This is a genomic window from Nocardioides sp. JS614 (assembly GCF_000015265.1).
Classification (GTDB): Bacteria; Actinomycetota; Actinomycetes; order Propionibacteriales; family Nocardioidaceae; genus Nocardioides.
In genome coordinates, this window is sequence record NC_008699.1 from 4944523 (window position 1) to 4971112 (window position 26590).

At 72.4% G+C, this 26590-nt stretch carries 18 protein-coding genes; 9 read left to right on the plus strand and 9 right to left on the minus strand.

The window, feature by feature from the left end:
* Positions 1-59 precede the first annotated feature (59 nt).
* Positions 60-869, plus strand: a complete 810-nt coding sequence (locus NOCA_RS25080; RefSeq protein ID WP_011758089.1) for a deoxyribonuclease IV — start codon at positions 60-62, stop codon at positions 867-869.
* Positions 866-1279, plus strand: a complete 414-nt coding sequence (locus tag NOCA_RS25085) for a VOC family protein (protein ID WP_011758090.1) — start codon at positions 866-868, stop codon at positions 1277-1279. Before NOCA_RS25080 ends, NOCA_RS25085 begins: the two co-directional genes overlap by 4 nt.
* Positions 1280-1302: 23 nt before the next feature.
* Here the strand turns inward: NOCA_RS25085 and NOCA_RS25090 are convergent, their stop codons facing one another.
* The 5 genes from NOCA_RS25090 to NOCA_RS25110 all read right to left on the minus strand — a co-directional run bounded on the left by NOCA_RS25090 (position 1303) and on the right by NOCA_RS25110 (position 6861).
* Positions 1303-1602, minus strand: coding sequence for a hypothetical protein (locus tag NOCA_RS25090; protein WP_011758091.1), 300 nt, complete (start codon positions 1600-1602; stop codon positions 1303-1305).
* A 134-nt stretch (positions 1603-1736) separates the two neighbouring features.
* Positions 1737-4172: a CHAT domain-containing protein gene (locus NOCA_RS25095; protein WP_011758092.1), complete on the minus strand. Its 2436-nt coding sequence runs from the start codon at positions 4170-4172 to the stop codon at positions 1737-1739.
* 7 nt (positions 4173-4179) lie between these two features.
* Complete coding sequence (locus tag NOCA_RS25100; protein WP_011758093.1) at positions 4180-5775, minus strand: S8 family peptidase; 1596 nt, start codon at positions 5773-5775, stop codon at positions 4180-4182.
* 13 nt (positions 5776-5788) lie between these two features.
* Positions 5789-6250, minus strand: coding sequence for a hypothetical protein (locus NOCA_RS25105; protein WP_011758094.1), 462 nt, complete (start codon positions 6248-6250; stop codon positions 5789-5791).
* The gene (locus tag NOCA_RS25110; protein WP_011758095.1) at positions 6250-6861 is read right to left on the minus strand and encodes an RNA polymerase sigma factor; all 612 of its coding nucleotides are present in this window, start codon (positions 6859-6861) and stop codon (positions 6250-6252) included. The genes NOCA_RS25105 and NOCA_RS25110 overlap by 1 nt, the downstream gene beginning before the upstream one ends.
* Positions 6862-7066: 205 nt before the next feature.
* On the opposite strand from NOCA_RS25110, the gene NOCA_RS25115 reads away from it, so the two are divergent.
* Together NOCA_RS25115 and NOCA_RS25120 are read left to right on the plus strand one after the other, a co-directional pair.
* Positions 7067-8185, plus strand: coding sequence for a peptidoglycan bridge formation glycyltransferase FemA/FemB family protein (locus NOCA_RS25115; RefSeq protein ID WP_041548359.1), 1119 nt, complete (start codon positions 7067-7069; stop codon positions 8183-8185).
* Positions 8186-8192: 7 nt separating this feature from the next.
* Positions 8193-9248 carry an alanine racemase gene (locus tag NOCA_RS25120; protein WP_011758097.1) on the plus strand — a complete coding sequence of 352 codons (1056 nt, stop codon included), beginning with the start codon at positions 8193-8195 and terminating at the stop codon, positions 9246-9248.
* 85 nt (positions 9249-9333) lie between these two features.
* Here the strand turns inward: NOCA_RS25120 and NOCA_RS25125 are convergent, their stop codons facing one another.
* Both NOCA_RS25125 and NOCA_RS25130 read right to left on the minus strand, forming a co-directional pair.
* Positions 9334-10824: a glycosyltransferase family 87 protein gene (locus tag NOCA_RS25125; protein ID WP_011758098.1), complete on the minus strand. Its 1491-nt coding sequence runs from the start codon at positions 10822-10824 to the stop codon at positions 9334-9336.
* A gap of 10 nt (positions 10825-10834) precedes the next feature.
* Positions 10835-13171 carry a transglycosylase domain-containing protein gene (locus NOCA_RS25130; RefSeq protein WP_011758099.1) on the minus strand — a complete coding sequence of 779 codons (2337 nt, stop codon included), beginning with the start codon at positions 13169-13171 and terminating at the stop codon, positions 10835-10837.
* 196 nt (positions 13172-13367) lie between these two features.
* On the opposite strand from NOCA_RS25130, the gene NOCA_RS25135 reads away from it, so the two are divergent.
* The 3 genes from NOCA_RS25135 to NOCA_RS25145 all read left to right on the plus strand — a co-directional run bounded on the left by NOCA_RS25135 (position 13368) and on the right by NOCA_RS25145 (position 19435).
* Positions 13368-13979, plus strand: a complete 612-nt coding sequence (locus tag NOCA_RS25135; protein WP_011758100.1) for a PadR family transcriptional regulator — start codon at positions 13368-13370, stop codon at positions 13977-13979.
* 60 nt (positions 13980-14039) lie between these two features.
* Positions 14040-15125: an inositol-3-phosphate synthase gene (locus NOCA_RS25140; RefSeq protein WP_011758101.1), complete on the plus strand. Its 1086-nt coding sequence runs from the start codon at positions 14040-14042 to the stop codon at positions 15123-15125.
* A gap of 251 nt (positions 15126-15376) precedes the next feature.
* On the plus strand, positions 15377-19435 hold the full coding sequence (locus tag NOCA_RS25145) for a PKD domain-containing protein (RefSeq protein WP_041546973.1): 4059 nt from the start codon (positions 15377-15379) through the stop codon (positions 19433-19435).
* Between the two features lie 59 nt (positions 19436-19494).
* Here the strand turns inward: NOCA_RS25145 and NOCA_RS25150 are convergent, their stop codons facing one another.
* Together NOCA_RS25150 and NOCA_RS25155 are read right to left on the minus strand one after the other, a co-directional pair.
* A complete protein-coding gene (locus NOCA_RS25150; protein ID WP_011758103.1) occupies positions 19495-21084 on the minus strand; it encodes a helicase HerA-like domain-containing protein in 1590 nt (529 codons plus the stop codon).
* 98 nt (positions 21085-21182) lie between these two features.
* The gene (locus NOCA_RS25155; RefSeq protein WP_041548365.1) at positions 21183-22604 is read right to left on the minus strand and encodes a CCA tRNA nucleotidyltransferase; all 1422 of its coding nucleotides are present in this window, start codon (positions 22602-22604) and stop codon (positions 21183-21185) included.
* A 99-nt stretch (positions 22605-22703) separates the two neighbouring features.
* On the opposite strand from NOCA_RS25155, the gene NOCA_RS25160 reads away from it, so the two are divergent.
* The gene (locus NOCA_RS25160) at positions 22704-24911 is read left to right on the plus strand and encodes a DUF6049 family protein (RefSeq protein ID WP_011758105.1); all 2208 of its coding nucleotides are present in this window, start codon (positions 22704-22706) and stop codon (positions 24909-24911) included.
* Positions 24908-26566 carry a murein biosynthesis integral membrane protein MurJ gene (gene murJ, locus NOCA_RS25165; RefSeq protein WP_011758106.1) on the plus strand — a complete coding sequence of 553 codons (1659 nt, stop codon included), beginning with the start codon at positions 24908-24910 and terminating at the stop codon, positions 26564-26566. Before NOCA_RS25160 ends, murJ begins: the two co-directional genes overlap by 4 nt.
* Positions 26567-26590: the final 24 nt, after the last annotated feature.

The following is a 26590-nucleotide window of genomic DNA, read 5'->3' on the forward strand; positions in this document are numbered from 1 at the left end:
TGCGGCCGGGCCTGCGCCGACGCCCCGGCCCGTCGGACCAGCGCCCTAGGGTGGGGCGCATGAGCGCCACGGGAAGCATCGCCATCGGAGCCCACGTCGACCAGGCCGACCCGATCGCCGAGGCCCGGGCGCGGGAGATGCCCCACGTGCAGTTCTTCCTGGGCGACCCGCAGGGATACCAGGGCCCCGAGTTCCGGTACGCCGGCGGGGCCGAGGCGCTCAAGGCCGACGCCGAGGCCGCGGGGGTCGGGCTCTACGTGCACGCGCCGTACATCGTGAACGTCGCGACCACCAACAACCGGATCCGGATCCCGAGCCGCAAGCTGCTCCAGCAGCACGTCGACGCGGCCGCCTCGATCGGCGCCCGCGGGCTGATCGTGCACGGCGGACACGTGAACAAGGACGACGACCCCGAGAAGGGATTCGACAACTGGCGCAAGGCGATCGAGGCGGTCGACCTCAAGCTGCCCCTGCTCATCGAGAACACCGCCGGCGGCGACAACGCGATGACCCGCTACCTCGAGCGGATCGGCCGGGTGTGGGACGCGATCAGCTCGGCCGAGCAGGCCGACCTGGTCGGGTTCTGCCTCGACACCTGCCACGCCCACGCGGGCGGCAACTCCCTGGAGACGGTGGTCGACGACGTACGCCGGATCACCGGCCGGATCGACCTGGTGCACTGCAACGACAGCCGCGACGCGTTCGACTCCGGCGCCGACCGGCACGCGAGCCTCGGCGCCGGCCAGGTCGACCCCGACCTGCTCGCCGCGGTCGTCCGTGACGCCGGTGCCCCGGTGGTCCTGGAGACCCCCGGCGGCCCGGCCGAGCACCGCGCCGACGCCGCCTGGCTCGCGGAGCGGATCGGATGACCTCCCGGATCACCGAGCTCAGCGTCGACTGCGCCGACCCGGCCGCGCTGGCGCGGTTCTGGGCGGCCGCGCTCGACTACGTGGTGCTCGACGAGGAGCCCGACCTCGTGGAGATCGGCCCGGCGAGGCGCGCCGACGAAGAGCTGCTCGCCGAGGTCCGCTCCGGCCCGGTCGCCCCGACGATCTTCTTCGCGCGGGTGCCCGAGGAGAAGGTGGTCAAGAACCGCCTCCACCTCGACCTCTCGCCGGTCGACACCGACCGCGACACCGAGGTGGCCCGGCTCGAGGCACTCGGTGCCGGGCGCACCGAGCTCGCGCCGGCGGACTCGACCTGGGTCGTGATGCTCGACCCGGAGGGCAACGAGTTCTGCGTGTTGCGCAGCCTCGCCCCGGCCCACTTCTCGCTGTAGCCGCTCCGGTCCGGCGCGATCCCTCAGCCGACCATCACGAACAGGTCGCGCACCTCGCCGGGCCCGGTGCGGTCCGCACGCTCACGCACCAGGCGGAGCGGTCGCGCGACGGGATCCGGCGTACCGAACACGAGGAACTCGAACCCGTGGGCGCCCTCCTCGAGCGACACGAGGTGACCGGGCCGCTCCTCGACCCGCCAGCTGCTGAGCGTGCGGCGGAACCGGACGTGCAAGCGGGACCCGGCCGGGACCCGCAGCACGTCTCCCGCGCGGGGGTCCTCGACGACGTGCCGATCGATGCGCTCCGTGGTGCGACTCGCCATGATGCCCTCCTCGTCGGCTGGTGCCGTTGAGGAGCGGACCGCAACCGTCCTGATACGGGCGCGGCCGGCTTGGCAGGGTTGTGTGCCTCAGCACGCGCTATGGCGCGGTCTGGGGCACACGACCCGCGAGGCGGTCAGCCGAAGCAGACCAGCGGCACCGGGGCGGTGTCGGCCGTGACGGCCGGCACCGCCGCGGCCAGGGCGGCAGCGGGGTCCACGCCGGCGGCCAGCTGCTGGTGGACGGCGACGAGCACGTCGTACGCCGCCCGGTCGTTGACCGCGGCCGCCGACGCGATCACACATCGGGAGCCGGCGTGCAGCCACGCGGTCGCCATGCCGATCAGCTCGTCGCCCCAGCGGACCGTCGAGCGGCCGACCTCGCAGGCGGACAGCAGCACCACGTCGGGCACCTGCCGCAGCTGGTCGATGTCGTAGCCGAACCACGGCCCGTCCGCGAGCTGGAGACCCGAGAACATGGCGTTCTCCGCGGCGTGTCGGCCGTGGGCCGCGACGTGCAGCACGTCGACGCCGGCGGCCAGCTCGGACACCGCGGCGGCGGTCGCGTCCGCGCCGGTGAGCACGCGGGCGTCCTTCCACTCCTTGGCCGTCGCGATCACCTCCTCCTCGGCCCGGGCCACGCGCGGACCAGCGACGAAGCCGGCCGACCCGAGCCGCAGCGGCGTCGCCCGGCGCCCCAGCCACGACGTCGCCGACTGCGCGACCGTGACCGGGCGGCCGACGAACCCCGGCAGCAGCGTCCACGGCACACCGGCGAGGACGCCCGACGGCGTCAGCACGACGGCGCGGTCGCCGACTGCCTCGAGGACAGGTGTCACGAGCATGGCGGCGAGCGAGTCCAGCCGCCCGGCGAGGGCGGTGCGGACGAACCCTGCCATCGCGTCGGGCAGCTCCGAGGCCGCGACGTCCAGGTCGGGCAGCAGCCCGCCGAGGAGCGCGTCGATCCGCGTCCGCTCGCCGAGGTCGACCCAGGTAGCTGCATCGGTGGTCACGACCAGCGCGACCACGCGGTCGGCCGCGACGACGTACGCCACCAACGCGCTGTCGATCGACAACGCGGCCTGCAGATCGGGCAGCGTGACGGGGTCGGCCACCGCACCCGACCCACGGTGCTGCCAGGCCCGCTCACGGATCCGCTGGCGCAGCTCCGCCTCCCGCTCGGGGTCGCGCCGGCCGCCCTCGGCCGCCATCTCGCGCAGCTCGGTCAGGTCCGCGACGATCTGCTGGTCCTCGGGCGCGCGCACCGGCTGCACGCGGCTGGCCAGCATCCGCGCCCGTTCGGACCACTCGAGGAGCACCTCGGGCTTCCCGGACTCGACGGCGAGCGCGAGCCCGCGGGCCGCGAGCCGCAGCCCGAGCCCGGCCACCCCGGTCTGCAGGTCCAGGGACCCGAACGAGCTCTGCCACGCGTGCAGGTCGACCAGTCCGGCGCGCAGGTGCCGGAAGGCATCGACCTGACGGCCGCGCGCGACCGCGAGCTCGGCACGGACGTCGAGGTCGAGCAGCCGTGTCTCGAGCGGTCCGCGCCTGGCACGCCGGCTCTGTGGCATCGCCGCGCGCGCCCGTTCCGGATCGTCCCTGAGGAGCGCCCGCACGCCGTGGAGGCGGACCTCGAGGCTCGCCCAGCTGAAGCCCTGCGCGTCCAGCTCGGCCGCCAGGGAGCCGATGCGCTCAGGCGGGGGCGTCCTGTCCGGCCGGGCCACCGCTGCCGCGACCGCGTCGGCCCGCGCGCGCCAGGAGTGCGCTCCCAGGCGGTCGAACCGTCCCGCCGCGGCGCGAGCCCAGGAGTCGGCCCGCACGGAGTCGCGCCACTGCATCCTGCGGGCGAGGGCGAGCTCGGCCTCGGCCTGACGGCGGCGCAGGCGGCGGGCACCGTAGGTGCGCGCCGCCGACTCGAGGAGCTCGACACCCTCGTCGACCAGTCCCGCCGCCAGGAGGACCTCCGCTCGGTCCTGCTCGCAGATCGCCCGAAGCACCGGGCTCACGGGGGCGATGACCGAGTAGGCGTCGGACATGGCCGACAGCGCCCCGACGAGATCACCGGAGAGGAGGCTCGCGTAGCCCAGGTTGTGCTTGGCCTTCGCGGCGTTGAGCTCGTCGCCCGCCAGGCCGAACTGCTCGACCGCGAGCTCGAAGTCACCGGCCGCTGCCTGGGAGTCTCCCACCTGCAGGTGGACCCCGCCGCGGTTGATGAAGACCTTGGCGAGCTCGTCGGGCACCGCGCGGAGACACTCCACGGCGGAGGCGAAGGCCCCCAGCGCACCGGCGACCTCGCCCTGGCGCATCAGCAGGAGCGCGTGCTGCGCCTCGACCACCCCACGAGTCTCCGCAGTGAGGCCACGACGCCCGAGCGCGCGCCGGCACAGCTCCAGCGCGGCGTCGGGCGCCCCCTGGTCGGCGGTGACGTAGGCCAGACTCGCCTCGGTCCGGGCGAGGACGTCGTCCTCGGCCGTGCGCTCGAGCGCACGCTCCAGCAGTGTGCGGGCGCGGACGATCCGGCCGTCGTTGATCGCGGCGACGCCCCTGCGGCGGAGCTCGTCGGCAGTCAGCACCCGCCCATCATGGCGTGACTCCCGTCAGTGACTCCACCGCGCGCCAGCCACGCTCGACGGCGGTGGTCACGTCGTCGCCGTCGCCGATCTCGCGGGCCAGCGCCACGGCGAAGCAGCCCGCGAGCAGCGGCGCCGCGAAGGACGTGCCGCTCCACACCCCGAACCCACCACGGAAGTCGTCGGGGTCGATCGACTCCCGCCGCCGCCCGAAGGCGACGGTCCGGGCGACCGGCTGCAGACCTCCCTCGAACGCCGGGAAGGTGCTCATCACGGCCGCTCCCGGGGCAAACGCGCGGACCCATGGGCCGGCGTTGCTGAACAGCGCGTCGGTGACGCCGTTCGGGTTCAAGGCACCCACCGAGACGATGGGGAGGCAGCCAGGAGTGGTCGGGACCGGACCGGAGCCGTCCACCCATGGGGCGAACGCCGCGGGGAACGAGGGCCGGCTCGTGGCGTCGTTGCCCGCCGAGCACACGACGACCGTGCCGTTGCGAGCCAGGTCCTCCAGGATCGCGTACAGGGTGGGGTCGAACAGCTCGTCCTCCGGCGTCTCGTGGTAGTAGCCCATCGAGAGGCTGAGCACGTCGATGGGCACCCCGCCGTCCTCGCCGGCACGGAAGCGCCGCGCCAGCTCGGCGACCTGGGCGAGCGCAGTGATCCAGTCCGACTCGACCAGGGGCCCGACCGACGGCACGACGCGCCACGACAGGATCTCCGCGTCCGGGCACGCCTGGTGCACCAGCCCAGCGATGAACGTGCCGTGCCCGGAGAGGGGGTCGATCATCCCGTCGAGCTGACCGGCGAGGTCGCCGTGCAGCTCGGGATCGTCCGCGGGGTCGGTGTAGCCGATGTCCACGCCGTCGAGCTGCACGCCCTTCCGGACCACCGGGTCGAGCCAGTCGTGGGCCCCGCACCCGGTGTCGAGGATCGCGACGACCGGCCGGCGCCCGCTCAGCTGGTCCTCAGGCGTGCGCCGTGGCGCCGGCCCCACGTAGGCCACGGGCTGGCGCCCGCCGCTGCCCGGCACGGCGTACGTCGCCACGGGACCCGACGCGCCGCCCGCGGGGTGGCTGACGTCGAACGGGTGGCTCACGTCGAAGGGGTGGCTCACGTCGAACGGGTGGCTCACGTCGAAGGGATGGCTCACGTCGAACGGCGAGGTGTAGACGACGTGGTCGAGACCGACGCCCTTGACCGCGGCGACCCCGAACTGGGCGCGGGTCTGCTGGAGCAGCGTCCAGCCGTCGGGGGCGATCGTGGCGTGCCGGGAGCCGATCTCGATCCGCACGGGGCGCACGCCGAACTTCAGGTTCGCCGTGCGCGGGTCCTCGCGCTCGGGGACGACGTCCCAGCCCAGCGGCTCGGCGACGGCGCGCAGCACCGCGAGCGCGCCCTCGAAGTCCACGGACTTCGAGATCACCAGGCGCGGGCCGACGTACACCGTCGGCCGCGGGGTCACGCCCTTGACGGTGATCGCCGTGGCCGGGTCGAGCACCCGACCCTCGACCGCCGCGATCGAGGACGGATGCGGCGGAGCCGGGTCGCGGTCGAGCGGCTTGGGCCGCGGACGGGTGGGGGGCTTCTGCTCGGGCTGTTGCTCCATGACGGAGGGGCTCCTAGATCTCGAACGTCGGCGTGGCGAACGCCGGGCGGGTGGTGTCGTGGGGCTCGAGCCTCAGCCGGAGCAGCCCGAGCGGCAGATCGGTGAGCTCGAAGCGTCCCGATTCGGTGACGACCGCGGCGTAGGGGGCCGGCAGCTCGCCCGGCAGCGCCCGCACCGTCATCGGCTCCGGTGGGACCACCCAGCCGTCGACGCGGGAGCGATCACCGTCGACCGCGACGCGAAGCAGCAGGTCGGTGTCGTCGTGGACGAACCGCAGCGTGTACGCCGTCGACCCGCGCGCCCCGGCCAGCTCGGTGGACCGCTCGACGAGCTCCATCAGCTCGACGTCCAGGTCGGTCGCGGCCATCGCGGCCGCCGCCTGCATCGCGGGGACCAGGTGCTCGGGCACCGGGTCGCGCTGCTCCCACACGTCCCGCACGATCCCCAGCAGGTCCTCGCGGCTCAGCTCGCTCATCAGTACTCCCCCGTTCCAGTGGCGCCGTTCTGCACCAATGCCACCCGCAGCTTCGCCAGGCACCGGCCCCGGGTGGGGCCGATGCTCCCCACCGGCATGTCCAGGTCGGCCGCCAGCTCGCGGTAGTCGGGCCGGTTCTCGAACGCGACGATCCGCAGCAGCCGGCGGCACCGCTCGGGCAGCCGGTCGACGGCGGCCCACAGCCGGTCGCCCTCGTCGCGCTGAACCACGGCGTCCTCGGCCGAGCGCTGCCGCGGCAGCAGCGGCGCCAGGTCCTCGTCGTCCGCGGGCATCGCCGCGGACGCCGCCTGCGCGACCCGCCAGGCCTCGCGGCGCGCGGTGGTGGTCAGCCAGCCGCCGACCGCCTTCGCGTCGAGGATCGCCGCCCGGCGGCGTACCAGCGCCAGCCAGGCCGTCTGGATGACGTCCTCGGCGGCGGACTCCGAGAGGCGGTAGGAGCGGACCACGTGCCACAGCACCGGTGTCATCACCGCCACCAGGTCGTCCAGACCGCCCGGCTCCCCCGCGACCCAGCGGTTGAACCCGTCGGTCGCGCGCTCCCACACCTCATCGGCCGGGCCCACCGGCCGCACGGCCCCGATGCCGGTCATCGCTCGTGTCGCTCCCCTGTGTCGTCCGCCCGGTCGCCCGGCCAGTCGCTCGGTGATGATCACGCCTCCCAGGAGTCGGGGAGACGCGCGCAGATACCTGGTCTGTACCTGTTCCGGGACATGGTGGCGCGTGCGGGCCACCGGGCGCCATGGCCCGGACGGGTACCTGGCTGTGGGGGGTGCGGCGTTCGGTAGCGTGGCCCGGGTGCTGAGCGTCCGCGAGATCCCCGAGAGCGACCACCTCGCGCTCCTCCGCAGCCGGCGCTCCGCGAGCTTCCTGCAGACCCCCGCCTGGGGCCGGGTCAAGGCGGAGTGGCGACGCGAGTCGATCGGCTGGTTCCGTGGCGACGAGCTGGTCGGCGCCGCGCTGGTGCTCTACCGGCAGCTGCCGAAGGTCAAGCGGTACCTCGCCTACCTCCCCGAGGGCCCGGTCATCGACTGGGAGGCCGACGACCTGCGCGAGTGGCTCGAGCCGATGGCCGCCCACCTCGGCGCGCGCGGCGTGTTCGGCGTGCGGATGGGCCCGCCCGTGGTGACCCGCCGGTGGGACGCCGCCACGATCAAGGACGGCATCGCCGACGACGCCGTACGCCGGCTCGGCGACCTGCCGCCAACCGAGCGCACCCACTCCGGGGCGCGGGTCACCTCCCAGCTGACCGAGCTGGGCTGGCGTCCGCAGGCCGTCGAGGGGGGGTTCGCCGCCGGCCAGCCGCAGTACGTCTTCCAGGTCCCGCTGGCCGGCCGCACCGAGGAGGACGTGCTCGCCGGGATGAACCAGCTGTGGCGGCGCAACATCAAGAAGGCCGCGAAGGAGGGGGTCGAGGTCACCTCCACCGACGTTCCCGGCGAGGAGCTCGCGGCGTTCCACGACCTCTACGTGCACACCGCCGAGCGCGACCACTTCACGCCGCGGCCGCTGTCCTACTTCCGCACCATGCTCGACGCGCTCGGCGGCGAGGACCCCGACCGGATCCGGATCTACAGCGCCCACCACGAGGGCACGCTGGTCGCCGCCACCATCGGCATCCGGGTCGGCGCCCACGCCTGGTACTCCTACGGCGCCTCCTCGACGGAGAAGCGCGAGGTGCGCGGCTCCAACGCGATCCAGTGGCAGATGATCCGCCACGCGATCGCGGCCGGGGCGGACGTCTACGACCTGCGCGGCATCACCGACACCCTCGCCGCCGACGACCCGCACCTCGGGCTGATCCAGTTCAAGGTCGGCACCGGCGGTGAGGCCGTCGAGTACGTCGGCGAGTGGGACCTGCCGCTCAACCGCGCGCTCTACGCGGCGTTCGCGCTCTACCTGAAGCGCCGGGGGTGACCGCGACGTGAGCCTCACGCTGAGCGTCGACGGCGAGCGCTGGCGCGCCCACCTGCGCACCGTCGCCGACGCGACTCCGGGGCTGGTCCCGGTCGCGAAGGGCAACGGCTACGGCTTCACGCTCGGTCGGCTGGCCCGCAAGGCCCAGTGGCTGGGTGTCGACGTCTTGGCGGTGGGGACGTACGACGAGCTGCCCGAGGTCGCGAGCCGGTACGCCGGCGACCTGCTGGTGCTCACCCCGTGGCGGCCGTTCGGCCCGGCGGTCGAGCTGGACGCTGCCCTCGCCGCCCGGGTGGTCCACACCGTCAGCCGGCCCGGGGACCTCGGCGACCTGCTCGCCCGCCAGCCCGACGCCCGGGTCGTGCTCGAGCGGGCCACCAGCATGCTGCGCCACGGCATGACCGCCCGCGAGCTGTGGAGCACACCGCGGATCCTGGCCGACCACCCGAAGGCCCGGGTGCGCGGCGTCGCGCTGCACCTGCCGCTCGCCCACGGCGCGCACCTCTCGGAGGTGCAGCGGCTGATGAACGACGTGGTCGCGACCGAGCTGCCGCTGGACACGGTGTGGGTCAGCCACCTCTCCGCCGACGACCTCGCCGCGCTGCGCGCGTCGTACCCCGACTTCACCTTCCGGCCGCGGGTCGGCACCGACCTCTGGCTCGGCGACCGGGGAGCGCTGCGGGTGACCGCGACGGTCCTGGACGTGCACCCGGTCGAGCGCGGCGACGCCTTCGGCTACCGGCACCGGACCGCACCGAAGGCCGGCCACATCCTCGTGGTCAGCGGCGGCACCGCCCACGGCATCGGCCTCGAGGCGCCGACGGGTGACGCCGGCCTGCGCGCCCGCGCCGCCACCCTGGCGCGGGGCGGCCTCGACGCGGCCGGGTTCGTGCGCTCGCCGTTCTCGATCGACGGCAAGCTGCGGCTGTTCGCCGAGCCGCCGCACATGCAGGCGTCGATGCTGTTCCTGCCCCACGGCGCCCGGGTCCCCTCGGTCGGCGACCAGGTCGACGTGCGGGTGCGCTACACCGCCACCGCGTTCGACCGCGTCGTCGTCAGCTGAGCCCGCCGAGCGAGCCGCGCGTTTCGTCGGCCGGCCGACAAAGGTCGTGCCTGGACGATGCAGTTGCGTCGTCCAGGCTCGAGTTTCATCGGCCGGCCGATGAAACTGGCAGCCCGGCCGAACCGGTCACCGGCGGACCGACCACCGGCCGGTACGACGTCGCCCGGACCGGGTCGTGCCGCGGCACCCAGATGTCGCGGACCACGACGGCCACGAGGTACAGCTCGACGGCCAGGCGCAGCAGGATCGCAGCCCAGTAGAAGCCCGCGTCGCCGCCGGCGGCGGGGGCCAGGAACCCACCGAGGTACCACCACACGGCCGCAAAGTAGAGGACCTCGCCGGCCTGCCAGATCAGCAGGTCGCGCCAGCGGGGCCGGGCCAGCACCGCCAGCGGCAGCAGCCACAGGACGTACTGCGGTGAGTAGACCTTGTTGACCAGCAGGAAGCCCGCCACCACGAGGAAGCCCAGCTGCGCCAGCCGGGGCGTCGACGGCGCGGCCAGCCCGAGCAGCAGCACGCCCGTGCACCACAGCCCGAAGAACAGCCACGACCCGACGTTGATCGTGTGCGGGTCGAACGCGAACGGGTCGCCGGCCTTGTCCAGCGCCTGCTGGACGACCAGCCAGATCGAGCCCAGATCGGCCCCGCGCTCGGAGTTGAAGGACCAGAAGACCTTCCACTCCTCCGGGCCGGAGAGGTACGCCGGCAGGTTGGCCAGCACCCACGACCCTGCCGCGGCGAGCGTGGCGTGGACGAGCGTGCGTGGCCGTCGCCGGCGCACGCAGATCACCAACAGCCCGCCGAGCAGGAAGAGCGGGTACAGCTTGACCGCCGTACCCAGCCCGATCAGCACGCCGGTGAGCACCGGCCGGTCCCGGGCCCAGGCCCACAGGGCACCCGCCACCAGCACCACGGCGAGCAGGTCCCAGTTCACGAGTCCGGTCAGCAGCAGCGCGGGCGAGAGCGCGAAGGCCGCCGCATCCCATGGCCGCCGCGGGTTCACCCCGGCCAGCAACCACGCAGCGAGCAGGGTCAGCACCGCGAAGCCGAGGGCGTTGACGATCACGAAGATCCGCATCTCCCGGTGCTCCTCGGGCCGCGCCGACATGTCGCCGACCGACTGGCCGTAGCGGGGTGAGAGGTCCGGCGAGCCGTTGAGCCAGTGCGTGACGTGGGCGGCGCCCCAGGCCCAGTACGAGATGCCGACGGGGTACTCCATCACCTCGTAGCGGGCGCGCACCTGGGCGTCGTCGCTGTAGGGCCAGTTCAGCTCCGCGAACCCGCGCCCGGTGTAGAGGTAGGGCAGGTCGGAGTAGCACATGTGGGTGTAGCGGGCCTGCCCGTCCTGCCAGGTGTCCTGGTAGCAGTTGCTCTTCTGCACCATGCCGAGCGCCAGCACGATCGCGGTGAGGGCGAGCACGACCCGCACCGGGGTCCACCACGGATGGCGTCCGGCGCGGGTGCCGACCGGCCCGCCGATCCGCTCGCTCAGCGCGGCGGCCACCGGGTCGTCGGTCGTGGGATGGGCCCGGTCGGCGTCCGACCCGACGCCCTGCCCGGGCCCGGCCTGCCGCATCGACCTCGCCTCAGCCGCGCCGCGGTCGACGGCCGCGGCCCCCGCCGCTCGGCGAGGCGCCCCCGCTCGGCGGCGTGCTCGGGCTGTCCGAGGACGACGGCGAGCCCGACGGCGAGCCGCACCCGAGCAGGCCGCAGCTGTCGCTCGGCGACTCGGTCGGGGTGGGCGTCTCGGTCGGGGTCGGGGTCGAGGACTCCGACGGCGTCTCGCTCGGCGTCTCGCTCGGCTTCGGGGTCTTGGTCGGCTTCGGCGGCGGCGTGTACGGCTCGTGCCCGTCGGCCGGCGCCTCGCCGTCGACGTTCGCCGGCTCGGGGAAGCTCTCCACCTCGGTGCCCTCGAGGGCGCGGCTCATCACGGCGGTCCAGGTGCGGGTCGGATACTCCGCACCGAAGTACGACGGCAGCCAGTCGTTGAGCGCGTTGTCGCCGTCGCCGCGGACGTACATGACGGCCGTCGCGAGCTGCGGGGTGTACCCGACGAACCACGACGAGGAGACGTCGCCGTCGTCGTTGGTGGCCGTGCCGGTCTTGCCGGCCGCCGGACGACCCAGGGCCAGCGCGTTGCGGCCGGTGCCGTTCGCGACCACCTGCTGCAGGGCGTAGGAGGTGTCGGCGGCGATGTCCTCGCTGGTCGCCTTCTGCCCGGACGCGGTCGTCACGTCGACGCCGTCGGCGAAGTCGTCGAACGCCGGGGTGGTGTGCTGCTTGAAGGAGTAGAGCACCTCGCCCTTGCGGCTCACGATCTTGTCGATCACGTGCACGTCGGCGCGCTCGCCGCCGTTCGCGATCGTCGCGTAGGCGTTGGCCATGTTGATCGGGCTGATCCGCGCCTTGCCGAGGGTGACCAGCGCGTCCGGTTCGAGGTCGATGCTCTTGTCGGGGATCCCGGGGTACTTCTTCGTCGGGTCCGCCGGCGGGATCCCGACCTTGTTCGCGGTCTCGACGATCTTCGCCGGCCCGTCGGGGATCGAGTTCGACATGTCGACGAAGGCGGTGTTGATCGACTGCTCGGTCGCGAGGGTCAGGCTGACCTTGGCGCCGTAGTCGTTGCCGTCGCCGGGACCCTCGTTGACCACGTCGAGGCCGTCGGGGAAGACGTACGGCGAGTTGCCCTCGAAGGTGTCCTTGAGCGAGTAGCCGTTCTCCAGGGCCGTGGCGACCGTGATCGGCTTGATCGTCGAGCCGACCATCCCGCCGGTGGCCGCCCAGTTGATCTGGGAGTCCAGGTAGTCCTGACCGCCGTAGAACCCGCGCAGCGCACCGGTGCCGGGCTCGACGCTCGCGACCCCGATGTGCAGCTCCTTGTCCTTGAAGCCCTCGGGCCGCTGCTCCAGCACGCCGGCCTTCGCGGCGTCCATGGCCTTCTGCGTGAACGTAGTGGTGATCCGGTAGCCCTGGCTGTCGATCTGCTCGTCGGTGTAGCCGAGCTCGTGCATCTCGTCGCGCACCAGCTTGAGCATGTGGCCGCGCTGCTCGCCGTACTTGCTCTCCGCCTTGATCTCCGGGAACTTCGGCAGCGACTTCTCGGCCTTGTCGGCCTGCTCGGCGGTGATGTTGCCGGCGTCGGCCATCCCGTCGAGGACGTAGGCGTAGCGCTCCTTGAGCGCCCGCTTGTTGTCCTTGCCGTTGGCCGGGTCGAAGCGCGAGGGGTTGTTCAGCACGCTCGCGAGGACGGCCGACTCCTTCAGGGAGAGGTCCTTGGCGTCCTTGTCGAAGAACGCCCGGGAGGCCGCCTGCACGCCGTACGCCCCGCGCCCGAAGTAGATCGTGTTGAGGTAGCCCTCGAGGATCTCCGACTTGCTCTTCGTGCGCTGGATCTTCAGCGACAGGATCGCCTCCTTCACCTTGCGGGTGTAGGAACGCTCCTGATTGAGGTAGAGGATCTTGACGTACTGCTGGGTGATCGTCGACGCACCCTGGGTCGAGTTGCCCTGCGCGTTGCTGAAGGCGGCGCGCAGGATCCCCTTCGGGTCGATGCCGTTGTCGGTCCGGAAGGACCGGTTCTCCGCGGCGACCACCGCGTCCTGGAGCGTCTGGGGCATCTGCTTGAGCGTGATCGACTCACGGTTCTGGGTGGCGAAGTTGCCGACCTGGGCCTTGCCGTCGGCGTAGTAGACGAACGACGTCTCGGCCTCGAAGTCGGCGTTCGGGTCCGGGATGTCGATCGTCTTGTAGAGGAAGACGAACCCGCCGACGGCGATCAGCAGGAGCGCCAGGCCCACGATCGAGCCCCACTTCGCGACCCGCAGCGCCTGCTGCTTGCGGGTGCGGGGACGCTTGGGCTTGCTGCCCGGCTTGGAGGCGGTCGTCTTGCTGGCGGGGCCTGCGGCCCTGCGCTTACCACTCACAGTCGTTGGCTCCGCTGGTCGGGGTGCTGGTCGGGGTGCTGGTCGGCGTGAAGATCCTGGTCAGGGTACGGCGGCCGGGTGGGCCCGCCCAAGACGTCGGCCCGGACGGTACCGCCGGGGCGTGAGCGAGGTCTCAGGGACGGGTCATACCGATTGCGGATTCGCAACGGACGGATATATCGCTACGATAGGTCGTATGGCACGTCGGGCGGAGACCATCGAGCTGGCAGTCCTCGGGCTGCTGCACGAGGGTCCGATGCACGGCTACGAGCTCCGCAAGCGGCTCAACCTCATGCTCGGCTGGGGTCGGGTCCTCTCCTACGGATCGCTCTACCCCACCTTGAAGAAGATGCTCCGCGGCGCCCTCATCGAGGAGGCCGCCACGACGGTCACGCCGGTCACCCGCCGGCCCCGGATCGTCTACCAGCTCACCGAGTCCGGGCAGCGTGAGTTCGAGCGACTGATGACCGAGGTCGGTCCCACCGCATGGGAGGACGACAACTTCGACATCCGGTTCGCGTTCTTCAGCCGCACCGACATGGAGATCCGGCTGCGGGTCCTGGAAGGCCGGCGGACCCGGCTCCAGGAGCGCCTCGACCGGGTGCAGAGCCAGCTGTCGATGACGCAGAAGGAGGTCGACCGGTATGCCATCGAGCTCCAACGCCACGGCGTCGAGTCGGTCGAGCGCGAGGTCCGCTGGCTCTCCGACCTGATCAACGCCGAGCGCAGCGGCGAGCACGACACCAGCACCACCTCCGCGGCAGCACCAGCCGCGGTGCAGCCCCCCGAGGTCAGCGGCCAGAAGTAGCGCCTCGCCTCAGACGAGCAGTCCGGCCACCGTGGCCGGATGACGGAAAGGAACAACCCGATGGGTTCGGTTCGAGTAGCAATCGTGGGAGTCGGCAACTGCGCCTCCTCCCTGGTCCAGGGTGTGCACTACTACCGGGACGCCGACCCGACGGGAACGGTGCCCGGGCTGATGCACGTGACCTTCGGCGAGTACCACGTCAAGGACGTGGAGTTCGTCGCGGCGTTCGACGTCGACGACAAGAAGGTCGGCAAGGACCTCTCCGAGGCGATCAACGCCTCCGAGAACAACACCATCAAGATCGCCGAGGTCCCCACGCTCGGCATCGACGTCCAGCGCGGTCACACCCTCGACGGCCTCGGCAAGTACTACCGCCAGACCATCGAGGAGTCGGCCGCCGAGCCGGTCGACGTGGTCCGGGTCCTCAAGGACACCCAGGCCGACGTGCTCGTCTCCTACCTCCCGGTGGGCTCCGAGGAGGCCGACAAGTTCTACGCCCAGTGCGCGATCGACGCCGGCGTGGCCTTCGTCAACGCCCTCCCCGTCTTCATCGCCTCCGACCCGGTCTGGGCCAAGAAGTTCGAGGACGCCGGCGTCCCGATCGTCGGTGACGACATCAAGTCGCAGGTGGGCGCCACCATCACCCACCGCGTGATCGCGAAGCTCTTCGAGGACCGCGGCGTCGCGCTGGACCGCACCTACCAGCTCAACGTCGGCGGCAACATGGACTTCAAGAACATGCTCGAGCGCGAGCGCCTGGAGTCCAAGAAGGTCTCCAAGACCCAGTCCGTGACGTCCAACCTCAAGGGCGAGCTGGCCGGCAAGGTCGCCGACCGCAACGTGCACATCGGCCCGTCGGACTACGTCCAGTGGCTCGACGACCGCAAGTGGGCCTACGTCCGCCTCGAGGGTCGCGCGTTCGGTGACGTGCCGCTGAACATGGAGTACAAGCTCGAGGTCTGGGACTCCCCGAACTCGGCCGGCATCATCATCGACGCGATCCGCGCCGCGAAGATCGCCAAGGACCGTGGCCTCGGCGGCCCGATCATCTCGGCGTCGTCGTACCTGATGAAGTCCCCGCCGGTGCAGCTCCCCGACGACGAGGGTCGCCGCCGCGTCGAGGCCTTCATCAAGGGCGAAGAGTGAGCGTGAGGAACGAACGCGCACTCGTCTCGCCCGCAGGCTGAGCAAGCCGCACGGCCGAGCCGTTGACCCGCCCGAGAGCCTCGGGCGGGTCAACGCCATTTCGGGGCCATCACGGGCCACCGGTCCAGACCGCTCGGCCCGGTCCGGCGGCACCGGGCGGGGATGCGCCGGCCCGCCATAACCAGCCGGACGGACGGGTCGTTGGGGTGGCACCGCGTCGCCTCCGGCGACCCCTCGAGATTGCGTCCTCCATGACCAACCCTCCATCGAGCACCTCGTCGAGCATCCCGGCGCGCACGCTGCGCCCCTGGCGGACCGCAGCGGTCACCACCGCGCTGGCGGTCGCCCTCACCACCGGCCTGTCGGCTGTCCTCGCCCCGGTCGGGGCCGCCGCACCCGCCAGCACCCAGCCCCGGCCGATCGGCGCCCACGGCCTGTCCGTCTCCTTCGACCGCCAGTCGGCCACCATCGAGCGCGGCGAGCGGTTCCGGGTGTCCGGCACCGTCTCGACGCTGAGCCAGACCTCGCTCACCGCGGTGCCCCGGACCGGTGAAGGGGTGCCGGCGAGCTTCACCCTGACCGTCACCGACCCCGCCGGCAGGGTGCTCGGCACCCAGGCCGTGACCGCCGCCGACGACGGCAGCTTCGCCACCATGGTGCCCGGCGCCATCACCGACGGCCTCGCCGACGCGGACCTGCTGCGACTGGGCCTGCGCGCCGTGGACGCGACGTACGACGACCACCAGGCCGCCGACGCCGGCGCCGGATCGGTGGCGGTCCGCGCGGCCGCGACCGGGCTCCAGGTCGAGAACAGCTTCGTCTCGGCCGTCGGCTGGGTGAAGCCGGGCGAGGCCTACCCCTCGCGGATCATCGTCCAGAACCCCACCGCCACCCCGGTGGCCGGCGCCTCGGTCACGATCACGGCACCCGCAGGCACGAGCTTCACGAACGCCAGCGGCCCCGGCACCCACCCGTTCAGCAGCGACACGGTGGCCTGGACGATCCCGTCGGTGCCGGCGGCGACCGGCACGGTGCCCGGCACCGTCACCCTGGTCCTGGAGAGCAAGGCCGACACCGTCGCCCAGGACCCGACGGTGGTCTGGCGCGACCTGTCCACCACCGCTCGCCTCACCGCGAGCACCGGGGCCCAGACCGTGGTCAGCCACGGCCCCAAGGTGATCCCGCCGAGCGACGCCTTCGACACCGCCCGGTACGGCGACCGCCCGTTCCCGGTCATCCCGGTGGAGTACCGCGACCGCGCGTACACCGCCGCGCACACCGGTGAGCAGCTCGAGGAGGTCATCAACTCCCCCGCCAAGCCCGGCTCCACCTTCAACCTGTACCAGGAGATGTCCCTGGGCCAGCTCTTCCCCAACGGCAGCGTCCCCTCCGCGGGGATCGCGACGGCCGACTTCACCAGCTACGCCCCCGGCTTCCCGTTCACCCAGATCGACCCGACGGCCGTCAACACCTGCGCCGGCGTCACGCAGACCGACACCCCGGCCGGCGCGATCCCCGCGCCCGGCACGGTCGGCGGCCCGGCGTACACGGAGCGGATCACCAACGGCGTCTACAACCTGCCCGGCACCACCGGCTACTACGGCTCCGACGGCGCGGGCTCCGCGGTGATCGGCTCCCTCACCGGCATCTCGGCGCTCGCCCAGATCGACAGCGGCTGCGGGCCGACCAGCAAGCTCGTCGTGGACGCGGCCGCGCTCGCCGACCCCGAGATCGACTACTCGGACTACGACACCGACAAGGACGGCGTGGTCGACTTCTTCATGGCCGTGTTCGCCGGCTGCGGCGGCAACGGCGCCTCCCAGCTCGGGCTGTGCAGCGACGACCCCCAGGACGCGCTGCCCTACGACAACGTCTGGCCGCACAGCTCGTCGCTGGAGTACTACTACAACGACGCGAAGACGGGCCTGCCCGGCTTCACCACCGACGACCAGCTCAAGGACCTCGAGGGCCGGCCGCTCTGGTACACCGACAAGACCTACAAGGACATGACCACGACCGACAAGGGCGACGCCCTCAAGGTCTTCGTCCGGGTCGGCCCCTACAACCTCAACCCCGAGACGGCCATCGACAAGGCGAGCGTGATCTCGCACGAGTACGGCCACTCGCTCGGGCTGCCGGACTTCTACTCCGTCGGCGGCCGCGAGACCTACGGCGACTGGAACCTGATGGCGACCGACAAGTCGCAGAACATGGACGCCTTCTCCCGCCAGGAGCTCGGCTGGGTCGTCCCGCAGGTGCTCCGGGCAGGCGAGACCCGGACCGTCGACGGCTGGACCGACTCCAAGCAGGACACCGGCACGATCACGTGGCAGCGCCCCGACGGGACGCCGTACACGCTCACCAACGGGCCGGACGGCGTGGTCCACAACTCGCTGATGTACGTCGCGCGGCTGCCCGGTCGTCAGCTGATCGACCCGGCCAAGTTCGACACGGGTGACAAGGCGACCAAGACCCACGCGTGGTTCTCCGGCGCCGGCAACGACTTCGGCTGCGCCAACAACGGCGGCGGCCACAACCTCGACATCGCGATCCCGGGGATCAAGGACCTGCCCGCCGGCTCGACGGTCCGGCTGGACCTCAAGTCGCTGTTCGACATCGAGTGGGACTTCGACTACGGCTTCGTGCTGACCTCCAAGGACGGCGGGAAGAGCTTCACCTCCCACGAGTCGCTGCGCGACACCCCGACCACGACGCCGATGACCTCGAACCCGAACCAGAGCTCCTGCCAGTCGGCGTACGGCAACGGCATCACCGGATCGAGCGGGTCCTACTCCGACCCGGTCACGGTCCAGCTCGACCGCACCACCGGCAACTACCCCGACTCGCAGTTCGTGGCCGACAGCTTCGACATCTCCGACCTCGTCGGGGCGGCCACCCCGGTGCTGCGGTTCAGCTACGCGACCGACCCGGGGCTGGCCCGACCCGGCTGGTTCATCGACGACCTCAAGGTCACCGCGACCACCCCGAGCGGCGAGAAGGTGCTGCTGCAGACCGACCTGGAGAAGGACGGTGGTCCGAGCGACCCGCGGATCTTCAACGGCGGCTGCCAGGCCGACAACCCGGGCAGCGACTGCACCAAGGGCTGGCAGTTCGTGACCGCCGGTGACGAGGCGGCCTTCGACCACGGCTACTACCTGGAGATGCGGGACCGCTCCGGCTTCGACCTCGACGGGCACGGACAGATCGACCGCGACCCGATCGGCTTCGAGCCCGGGCTCTACCTCGCCTACACCGACGAGGCACACGGGTACGGCAACGCGGGGACCGACTCCCCGCCGGCCCAGTCGCCCCTGGACTCGACCCCCGAGCCCGGCAACGACACGCCGAACCTGAACGACGCGGCGTTCACGGCGGCCGCGACCCGCTCGACGTACACCGACTCGGGCCCCGGGCACACCGACAACTACACCGACCCGTCGAACACCACGGTCGACAGCCGGTACGCCGACGTCGCGAACCCGTGGCGGTTCCAGTACGGCTGCCTGGGCTTCCGGGTGCTGTCCATGGCCGGAAACACCAACGGCCCGGCGACGTCCGACGGCGACCTGACCGGATCGGTGCGGTTCACCATGGGCACCGGCTGCGGTGACTTCGACTACGGCTACAGCCCGACGCCGGCGCCGGCCAACACCAAGCCGTCCGCGCGGGCCACGGCCTCGGCGACGACGGTGAGGACCGGCGACGCGGTGCGCTTCAGCGGATCGGACAGCACCGACGCCGAGACGCCGAACGACCTGGACTACAGCTGGGACTTCGGTGACGGCGGCTCGACCAAGGACGCCGCCGGCTCCTTCGCCCGGCACACCTTCACCGAGCCCGGGACGTACGCCGTCACCCTCCTGGTCACCGACCCCGAGGGCGCCACCGACACCGACACGCTGACCGTCAAGGTCACCGGCGACTCCACAGGTCCCGGCCCCCAGCCGGGGGCCCGGACGAGCGTCAACTGCGGCTCCGCCAAGGTGACCCGGCACGGCAGCTGGCGCGACGTGCGGCCGGAGCGCGGCGGCGGCTACTGCGACAACGCCGGCAGGGGCAACGGCCGCGACACGATGACCCTGACCACCAAGGGCCCGCGTGCGGAGATCTTCTTCGGCCGCTCGGTCCACGGCGGGAAGGCGGCGCTGTTCGTCGACGGCACGCAGGTCGGGACGATCAGCTTCCGCAACAAGAACAGCACCCCGGTCATCGCCTACCGCAAGGTGCTGCGCGGCCTCGGCTCCGGCAAGCACCAGCTCCGCCTGGTGGTGCTCACGGGCCGGGCCTACGTGGACCGGTTCCGCTTCTAGGGCGGGTGTGGCCGCGGGACGTCGTCCGGAGGAGTTCCGGGCGGCGTCCCCGAGGCAGGTCAGCGCCGGCCGGTCTTGAACATCCCCCGCGCGATCTCGCGGGCGGCGGTACGCATGAAGTCCTTGAACGCGTCGGACTTCACGACCTGCTCGACCACGCTGTCGTCCTTCGGGGGCCTGCTGCTGGGCTTGTCGGTGCTGGGCTTCGGGACCGGCACCGGGCGCGGCGCCGGATCAGGGTCCGGGCCGGGGGCGCCCGCCTGCTCGCGGTCCTGCTTCGCGGCACCCTGCTCGAGCCGGTCGGCGAGGATCTCGCGCGCGGACTCCCGGTCGATCGCGGCCTGGTACTTCGCGGCCCGCGGGCTGGCCGCGACGGTGGCGGTGAGGACGTCGGGATCGCACGGATCCATCCGCGACTGGGGCGCCCGCAGGCGGGTCCAGGCCACCGGCGTCGGCGCACCGCGCTCGTTCATCACGGTCACCACGGCCTCGCCGATCCCGAGGCCGGTGATGACCTGCCCGAGGTCGTCGTACCCACTGGTCGGGTAGGTCGCCACGGTCGCCTTGAGCGCCTTGGCGTCGTTGGGGGTGTGCGCGCGCAGCTGGTGCTGGATCCGCGAACCGAGCTGGGCGAGCACCGCGTCGGGCACGTCGGTGGGGCTCTGGGTCACGAAGAACACCCCGACCCCCTTCGACCGGATCAGCCGCACGGTCTGGGCGACCTGGTCGAGGAACGCCTTGGACGCGTCGGCGAAGAGCAGGTGCGCCTCGTCGAAGAAGAACACCAGCCTCGGCTTGTCCACGTCCCCGACCTCGGGAAGGTCGTGGAACAGGTCGGCGAGCAGCCACATCAGGAACGTCGAGAAGATCGCCGGCCGGTCCTGCAGCTGCGGCAGCTCGACCAGCGAGACGAGGCCGCGGCCGTCGGGGGCGAGCTGGAGCAGGTCCGCCGACTCGAACTCCGGCTCGCCGAAGAACACGTCGCCGCCCTGGTCCTCCAGGCCGATCAGCTCGCGCAGGATCACCCCGGCGGTCGCCGACGACAGCCCACCCAGCGCCTTGAGCTCGGCCTTGCCCTCGTCGCTGAGCAGGTGCGCGAGCACCGCGCGGAGGTCGGCGAGGTCGAGCAGCGGCAGGCCGGCCCGGTCGGCGTAGTGGAAGACCAGCCCCAGGCTGGACTCCTGGGTGTCGTTGAGGCCCAGCACCTTGCTCAGCAGGGTCGGCCCGAACGCGCTCATGGTGACCCGCAGCGGCAGCCCGGGCCCGACGCCGCCGATCGCGTAGAACTCCACGGGGAAGCCGGCGGCCGCCCACTCCTGGCCGACGGTGGCGGCCCGGGCGCTGAGCTTCTCGCTCGCGGTGCCCGGCTGGGCCAGCCCGGACAGGTCGCCCTTGATGTCCGCGGCGAAGACCGGGACGCCCTGGGCGCTGAGCTGCTCGACGAGCAGCTGAAGAGTCCTGGTCTTGCCGGTGCCGGTCGCCCCGGCCACCAGGCCGTGCCGGTTCAGCATCGCCAACGGAATCCGGACCGGTACGTCGACCAGCTGGTCGGCGGCGAGCATCAGGGCGCCGAGCTCGAGGGCCGGACCCTCGAAGCGGTAGCCCGCGGCGACCTGCTCGGCGATCGGCGACGTCATGTCCGCAGTCATGACGGCACCCTACGGCGCGGTCGTCGCCCACCGAGCGCCACCGACCGCCAGGACTCCCGACTCGACGGTTCTTGCGGCGGGTCTGGTTCCAGCGGTCGTCAGGAGCGGGAGGCGGCCCACTCCAGCAGTGCGGCCCGGGCCTCCTCCTCGGCCATCGGCCCGCGGTCCATGCGCAGCTCGAGGAGGTACTGGTACGCGGCCCCGACCTCACGGCCCGGGCCGATGCCGAGGATCTCCATGATCTGGTTGCCGTCCAGGTCGGGGCGGAGGGCGTCGAGCTCCTCCTGCTCGGAGAGCCGGGCGATCCGCGCCTCGAGGTCGTCGTAGGTCCGGCGGAGCCGGTCGGCCTTGCGCTGGTTGCGGGTGGTGCAGTCGGCACGGGTGACGACGTGCAGGCGTCCGAGCTGGTCGCCGGCGTCGCGGACGTAGCGGCGCACGGCGGAGTCGGTCCACTCGCCGGTGCCGTAGCCGTGGAAGCGCAGGTGCAGCTCGACCAGCTTGGTGACGGCGTCGGTCTCGTCGTTGGAGAACCGCAGCGCCCGCATCCGCTTGCGGGTCATCTTGGCGCCGACCACGTCGTGGTGGTGGAACGTCACGGTCCCGTCGTCGATGAAGCGGCGGGTCCGCGGCTTGCCGACGTCGTGCATGAGCGCGGCGAAGCGGGTGACGAAGTCGGGGCCGCCGCCCGGCAGCCGCGACTCCAGGTCGATCGCCTGCTCGAGCACGGTCAGCGTGTGCTCGTAGACGTCCTTGTGGCGGTGGTGCTCGTCGCGCTCCAGCGCGAGCGCGGGCAGCTCGGGGAGCACCAGCGCGGCCAGCCCGGTGTCGACCAGGAGCCGCAGCCCGAGGCGGGGGTACGGCGCGCACACCAGCTTGACCAGCTCGTCGCGGACCCGCTCGGCGGAGATGATCTCGATCCGCCCGGCCATCGCGGTCATCGCCGCGACGACAGCCGGGTCGACGCCGAACCCGAGCTGGGCGGCGAACCGCGCGGCGCGCATCATCCGCAGCGGGTCGTCGGAGAAGGAGTCCTCGGGCCGTCCCGGGGTGCGCAGCACCCGCTCGGCGAGGTCGACCACCCCGCCGTACGGGTCCTCGAGCTCGCGCCCGGGCACCCGGACCGCCATCGCGTTCACCGTGAAGTCCCGGCGCCCGAGGTCTCCGGCGAGGGTGTCCCCGAAGTCGACGGTGGGCTTGCGCGAGTCCGGGTCGTAGGCCTCGGAGCGGTAGGTCGTGATCTCCACCTGCCACTCGCCCTTGCGGCAGCCGATGGTGCCGAAGGCGCGGCCCATGTCCCAGACCGCGTCCGCCCAGCCCTTCAGCAGCGCCTCGGTCTGCTCGGGACGCGCGGACGTCGTGAAGTCGAGGTCGTTGTGCTGGCGGCCGAGCATGGCATCGCGCACCGGCCCGCCGACCAGCGCCAGCTCGTGCCCGGCCTGCGTGAACCGCTCGCCGAGGTCGTCGATGACGGGCGCGATCCGGTCCAGCTCCGCGGTGACCGCCCGCTGGGCATCGGCCATGGAGAGCGGCGGGGGCACGGCGTCGGGCACGGGAGTCGAGTCTAGTGGTTGCGGAGCGGGGCCCGGACCGGCACAGCATCCCCGGATAGAGTCGCTGCCGTGCTTCGCCCGCTGTCGCTGCTGCCTGCCCTCACGGCGGTGGCCTCGCTGGCGGCGTTCCTCCTGATGCCGGCGGGGCCGGCCCAGGCCCAGGCGCCGGCGGCGAGGCGGGCCGCCGCGACGACACCGTTGGCGATGACGATCGACAGCCTGACGCCCTCCGAGATCCCGCGCGACGGGCCGGTCCGGGTGACCGGCACGGTCACCAACCAGGACACCGAGACCTGGACCACCGTCAACGTCTACGCCTTCGTCTCCGACACCCCGATGACGACCTCGGCCGAGCTGGCCGACGCCGCCGAGACCGCTGAGGACAGCCAGGTGGGCGAGCGGATCATCGAGGAGTCGGCACCCGGGACCCAGGACACGATCGACCAGCTCGCCCCGAACGCGACCGAGCGGTTCTCGCTCACCATCCCGCGGCGGTACCTCCCCTCCACCACGCCCGGGGTCTACTGGTTCGGCGTCCACGCGCTCGGCCAGGGACCCGCGGGCCGCGACGAGACCGCGGACGGCCGCGCCCGCACCTTCCTGCCGCTGGCGCCGCCGGCCCGGGGCAGGGCGGCCCAGAAGGCCGTCCAGGCCGCGCTCGTGGTGCCGATCCGGCGCCAGATCGAGCACGCCGCCGACGGGTCCATCGGCGGCGTCGAGTCCTGGGTGGAGGCGCTGGGCACCGGCGGCACGCTGCGGTCGCTGGTCGACCTCGGAGTCGCGGCGGGCTCGCGCCCGATCACCTGGCTGCTCGACCCGGCGGTGCCCGACGCGGTCCGCCAGCTGGTTGCCGGCAACCCACCCCGCTCGCTGGGCCCCACCGTCGCCGAGGGGGGCGAGGGCTCGGAGTCGCCGGACGCCACCCCGTCGCCCACCGACGGCACCGAACCCGACGGCACCGGCAGCTCCGACCCCCCCGGCGCGGACAGCAGCGGGGAGGACAGCGGCGGGGAGGAGCCGGCACCCGAGCTCGCGCCCGAGGTGCAGCAGGCGGCGGACCTGGGGTCCAGCTGGCTGGAGGCGCTGCACGACGGGCTCGAGGGCCACGAGATCCTCACCCTGCCGTACGGCGACGTCGACGTCGCCGCGGCCGCGAAGTACGACCCGGCCACCTACCGAGCGGCGCGCAAGCGCTCCACCGGCGACCTCGCGCCGTGGGGGCTGCCGACGACCCCGGCCGTGTCCTCGCCGGCCGGCTACCTCGACGCCGGCGGGCTCCGCCTGGCGGAGCCCGCGAGCACGGTGCTCGTCACCGACCGGATGCTCGGTCCCCGGGCGCCGTCGGTGGTGCGCACCGAGGGCCACACCCTCGCCGTGTCCTCCTCGGGCGCGGCCTCGGGCGGGCCGGGCCCGACGGATCGGATGACCCCGCTCGCCCTGCGCCAGCGGATCGTGAGCGAGGCCGCGGTCCGGCTGCTCACCCGCGGCCGCAAACCCCTGGTCGTCACCCTGCCGACGACCTGGTCGGCCCCGTCGGCCGACGGGTTCTTCGAGGGGCTCGACCTGGACTGGCTCAACCTGACCGACCTCACGACGATCACCCAGCGCGCCGGGACCGCCGTGCCGATCGACCGGCTCCGCTACCCCGACGGCCAGGACCGGCTCGAGCTCGATGCGGACGTGTTCACCGCCGCCGGCGACCTGATCCAGGCGGGCGACTCGCTGCAGAACCTGCTGACCAACAACGACGAGGTCGGCAGCACCGTCCGCGACGAGGCGTTCACGGACGTCTCCTACTCCGACCGGCTGCGGCCGGTGACCGCCCGCGCCTCGGCGGACCAGTCCCGGGCCTGGATCGAGAGCCGGCTGCGCGGCGTACGCATCGATGCGCCGAAGGCGGTGATCCTCTCCAGCGGCAGCGGCCGGTTCGCCGCCACGATCACCAACTCCCTGGACCAGCCGGTCAGCGTGCGGGTCCGCGCCGTCGCCGACCCGCCGCTCGAGGTGGCGGTGCCCACGGACACGATCGACATCGGACCCGACAACCGCGCGACGGTGCTGCTCAACGCGTCGTCCTCGGCCGTCGGCATCCGCAACGTCACGCTGCTCCTCACCGACGTCGACAACGTGCCCCTGGGCTCCTCCGACGACCTGCCGATCCGTTCCAACCGGGTGAGCAGCGTGATCTGGCTGATCATCGGCACCGGTATCGCACTGCTCTTCGGCGCGATCGCGGTGCGCCTGGTCCGTCGGGTCCGCGCAGCGAGGCGGTCATGACGGCGCCGGAGGAGGAACGCGACCGGGTCCTCGCCAACAGCGCGGTGATGGCGGCCGGCACCGTCGTCTCGCGGCTCAGCGGCTTCGTCCGCTCGACCCTGCTGGCCGCCGCGCTGGGCGCGCAGCTGCACGCCGACGTGTTCAACATCGCGAACACGATCCCCAACATGCTCTACATCCTGCTGGCGGGCGGCATCTTCAACGCCGTGCTCGTGCCGCAGCTGGTGCGCGCGATGCGCAACGACCCGGACGGCGGAGACGCCTACACCAGCCGGGTGATCACGCTCGCGGCGCTGTTCCTGGCGATCGTGTCGGTGCTGCTGGTGCTCGCCGCGCCCTGGGTGATGGACCTGCTGCTCGACTCCCGCTTCACCGAGCCGGCGCTGGCCGCGCAGCGGGACTCCGCGATCGACTTCGCCCGCTACTGCCTGCCGCAGGTGTTCTTCTACGGCATGTTCGTGCTGGTCGGGCAGGTGCTCAACGCCCGCGACCGGTTCGGCCCGATGATGTGGGCCCCCATCGCCAACAACGTGATCTCGGTGGCCGTGCTGGTCGTCTACCTGCTGGTCTTCGGCCCGGCCGAGGACGTCCTCGGGGCCTACACCGCCGACCAGGAGCTGGTGCTCGGCGTCGGCTCGACGCTCGGCATCGCGGCCCAGTTCCTGATCCTGGTGCCCTACCTGCGCAGCGCCGGGTTCCGCTACCGGCCGCGCTTCGACTTCCGCGGCACCGGCCTGGGGCACACCCTGCGGCTCGGCGTGTGGACCGTGCTGTTCGTCATCGTCAACCAGGTCGCCTACACCGTGGTCGTCCGGCTGGCCTCCAGCGGTACGGCGAGCTCCGCGGACGGCACCGGCTACTCGATCTACTCCTCGGCGTTCCTGATCATGATGGTCCCGCACTCGGTCGTGACCGTGTCGCTGGCGACCGCGATCCTGCCGCGGCTCTCCGCCCGTGCCGCCGAGGACGACCTGCCGGGACTGGCCCGCTCGCTCACCGACACGCTGCGCAGCGCACTGGCGGTGGTGGTGCCGTTCGCGCTGCTGCTGCCGATCATCGCCCTCGACCTCTCGAACGTGGTCTGGGGTCACGGCGCCGCGGCGGCGTCCTACGAGCTCTACGCGCCCTCGCTCGCGCTGTTCGGCGCCGGCCTGGCCTTCTTCACCGTGCACTACCTGATGCTCCGCGGGTTCTACGCCCTCGAGCTGACCCGGACCGTGTTCTGGATCCAGTGCGCGGTCGGTGGCACCAACATCGTGGCCGCCCTGCTGCTGGTGCGGGCCACCGACGCCGAGCACACCTCGCCCGCGCTGGTGCTCGCCTACACCGCGTCCTACCTGGTCGGCGGGATGCTCTCGTACGCCGTGCTGCGCCGGCTCGTCGGTGGGCTGCGGACCCCGCGGCTGGTGCGGTTCCTGGTCCGGACCCTGATCGCCGCCGGGATCTCGACCGGCGCGGCCGCCGCCACGGCGTACCTCCTGCACCGGGTCGCGGACGACCCGCACTGGACGATCGCGGCGGTCTGGGTGCTGCTCGTGACGATCGTCGACGTGGTGCTGTTCGTGGCGCTGGCCCGGGTGCTGCGGATCCAGGAGGTGACCACGGTGATCGACACGATCGGGCGCCGCCTGCGCCCGGGACGGGTCCCCGGCTGAGCCTGCCGGCGCCCTACCATGGCC

What these genes read in the sequence shown, in the direction of transcription:
- NOCA_RS25080 (WP_011758089.1), top strand. Translation starts at nt 60, where the DNA reads ATGAGCGCCACGGGAAGCATCGCCATCGGAGCCCACGTCGACCAGGCC.
- NOCA_RS25085 (WP_011758090.1), top strand. Translation starts at nt 866, where the DNA reads ATGACCTCCCGGATCACCGAGCTCAGCGTCGACTGCGCCGACCCGGCC.
- NOCA_RS25090 (WP_011758091.1), bottom strand. Translation starts at nt 1,602, where the DNA reads ATGGCGAGTCGCACCACGGAGCGCATCGATCGGCACGTCGTCGAGGAC.
- NOCA_RS25100 (WP_011758093.1), bottom strand. Translation starts at nt 5,775, where the DNA reads ATGGAGCAACAGCCCGAGCAGAAGCCCCCCACCCGTCCGCGGCCCAAG.
- NOCA_RS25105 (WP_011758094.1), bottom strand. Translation starts at nt 6,250, where the DNA reads ATGAGCGAGCTGAGCCGCGAGGACCTGCTGGGGATCGTGCGGGACGTG.
- NOCA_RS25110 (WP_011758095.1), bottom strand. Translation starts at nt 6,861, where the DNA reads ATGACCGGCATCGGGGCCGTGCGGCCGGTGGGCCCGGCCGATGAGGTG.
- NOCA_RS25125 (WP_011758098.1), bottom strand. Translation starts at nt 10,824, where the DNA reads ATGCGGCAGGCCGGGCCCGGGCAGGGCGTCGGGTCGGACGCCGACCGG.
- NOCA_RS25135 (WP_011758100.1), top strand. Translation starts at nt 13,368, where the DNA reads ATGGCACGTCGGGCGGAGACCATCGAGCTGGCAGTCCTCGGGCTGCTG.
- NOCA_RS25140 (WP_011758101.1), top strand. Translation starts at nt 14,040, where the DNA reads ATGGGTTCGGTTCGAGTAGCAATCGTGGGAGTCGGCAACTGCGCCTCC.
- NOCA_RS25145 (WP_041546973.1), top strand. Translation starts at nt 15,377, where the DNA reads ATGACCAACCCTCCATCGAGCACCTCGTCGAGCATCCCGGCGCGCACG.
- NOCA_RS25150 (WP_011758103.1), bottom strand. Translation starts at nt 21,084, where the DNA reads ATGACTGCGGACATGACGTCGCCGATCGCCGAGCAGGTCGCCGCGGGC.
- NOCA_RS25155 (WP_041548365.1), bottom strand. Translation starts at nt 22,604, where the DNA reads ATGGCCGATGCCCAGCGGGCGGTCACCGCGGAGCTGGACCGGATCGCG.
- murJ (WP_011758106.1), top strand. Translation starts at nt 24,908, where the DNA reads ATGACGGCGCCGGAGGAGGAACGCGACCGGGTCCTCGCCAACAGCGCG.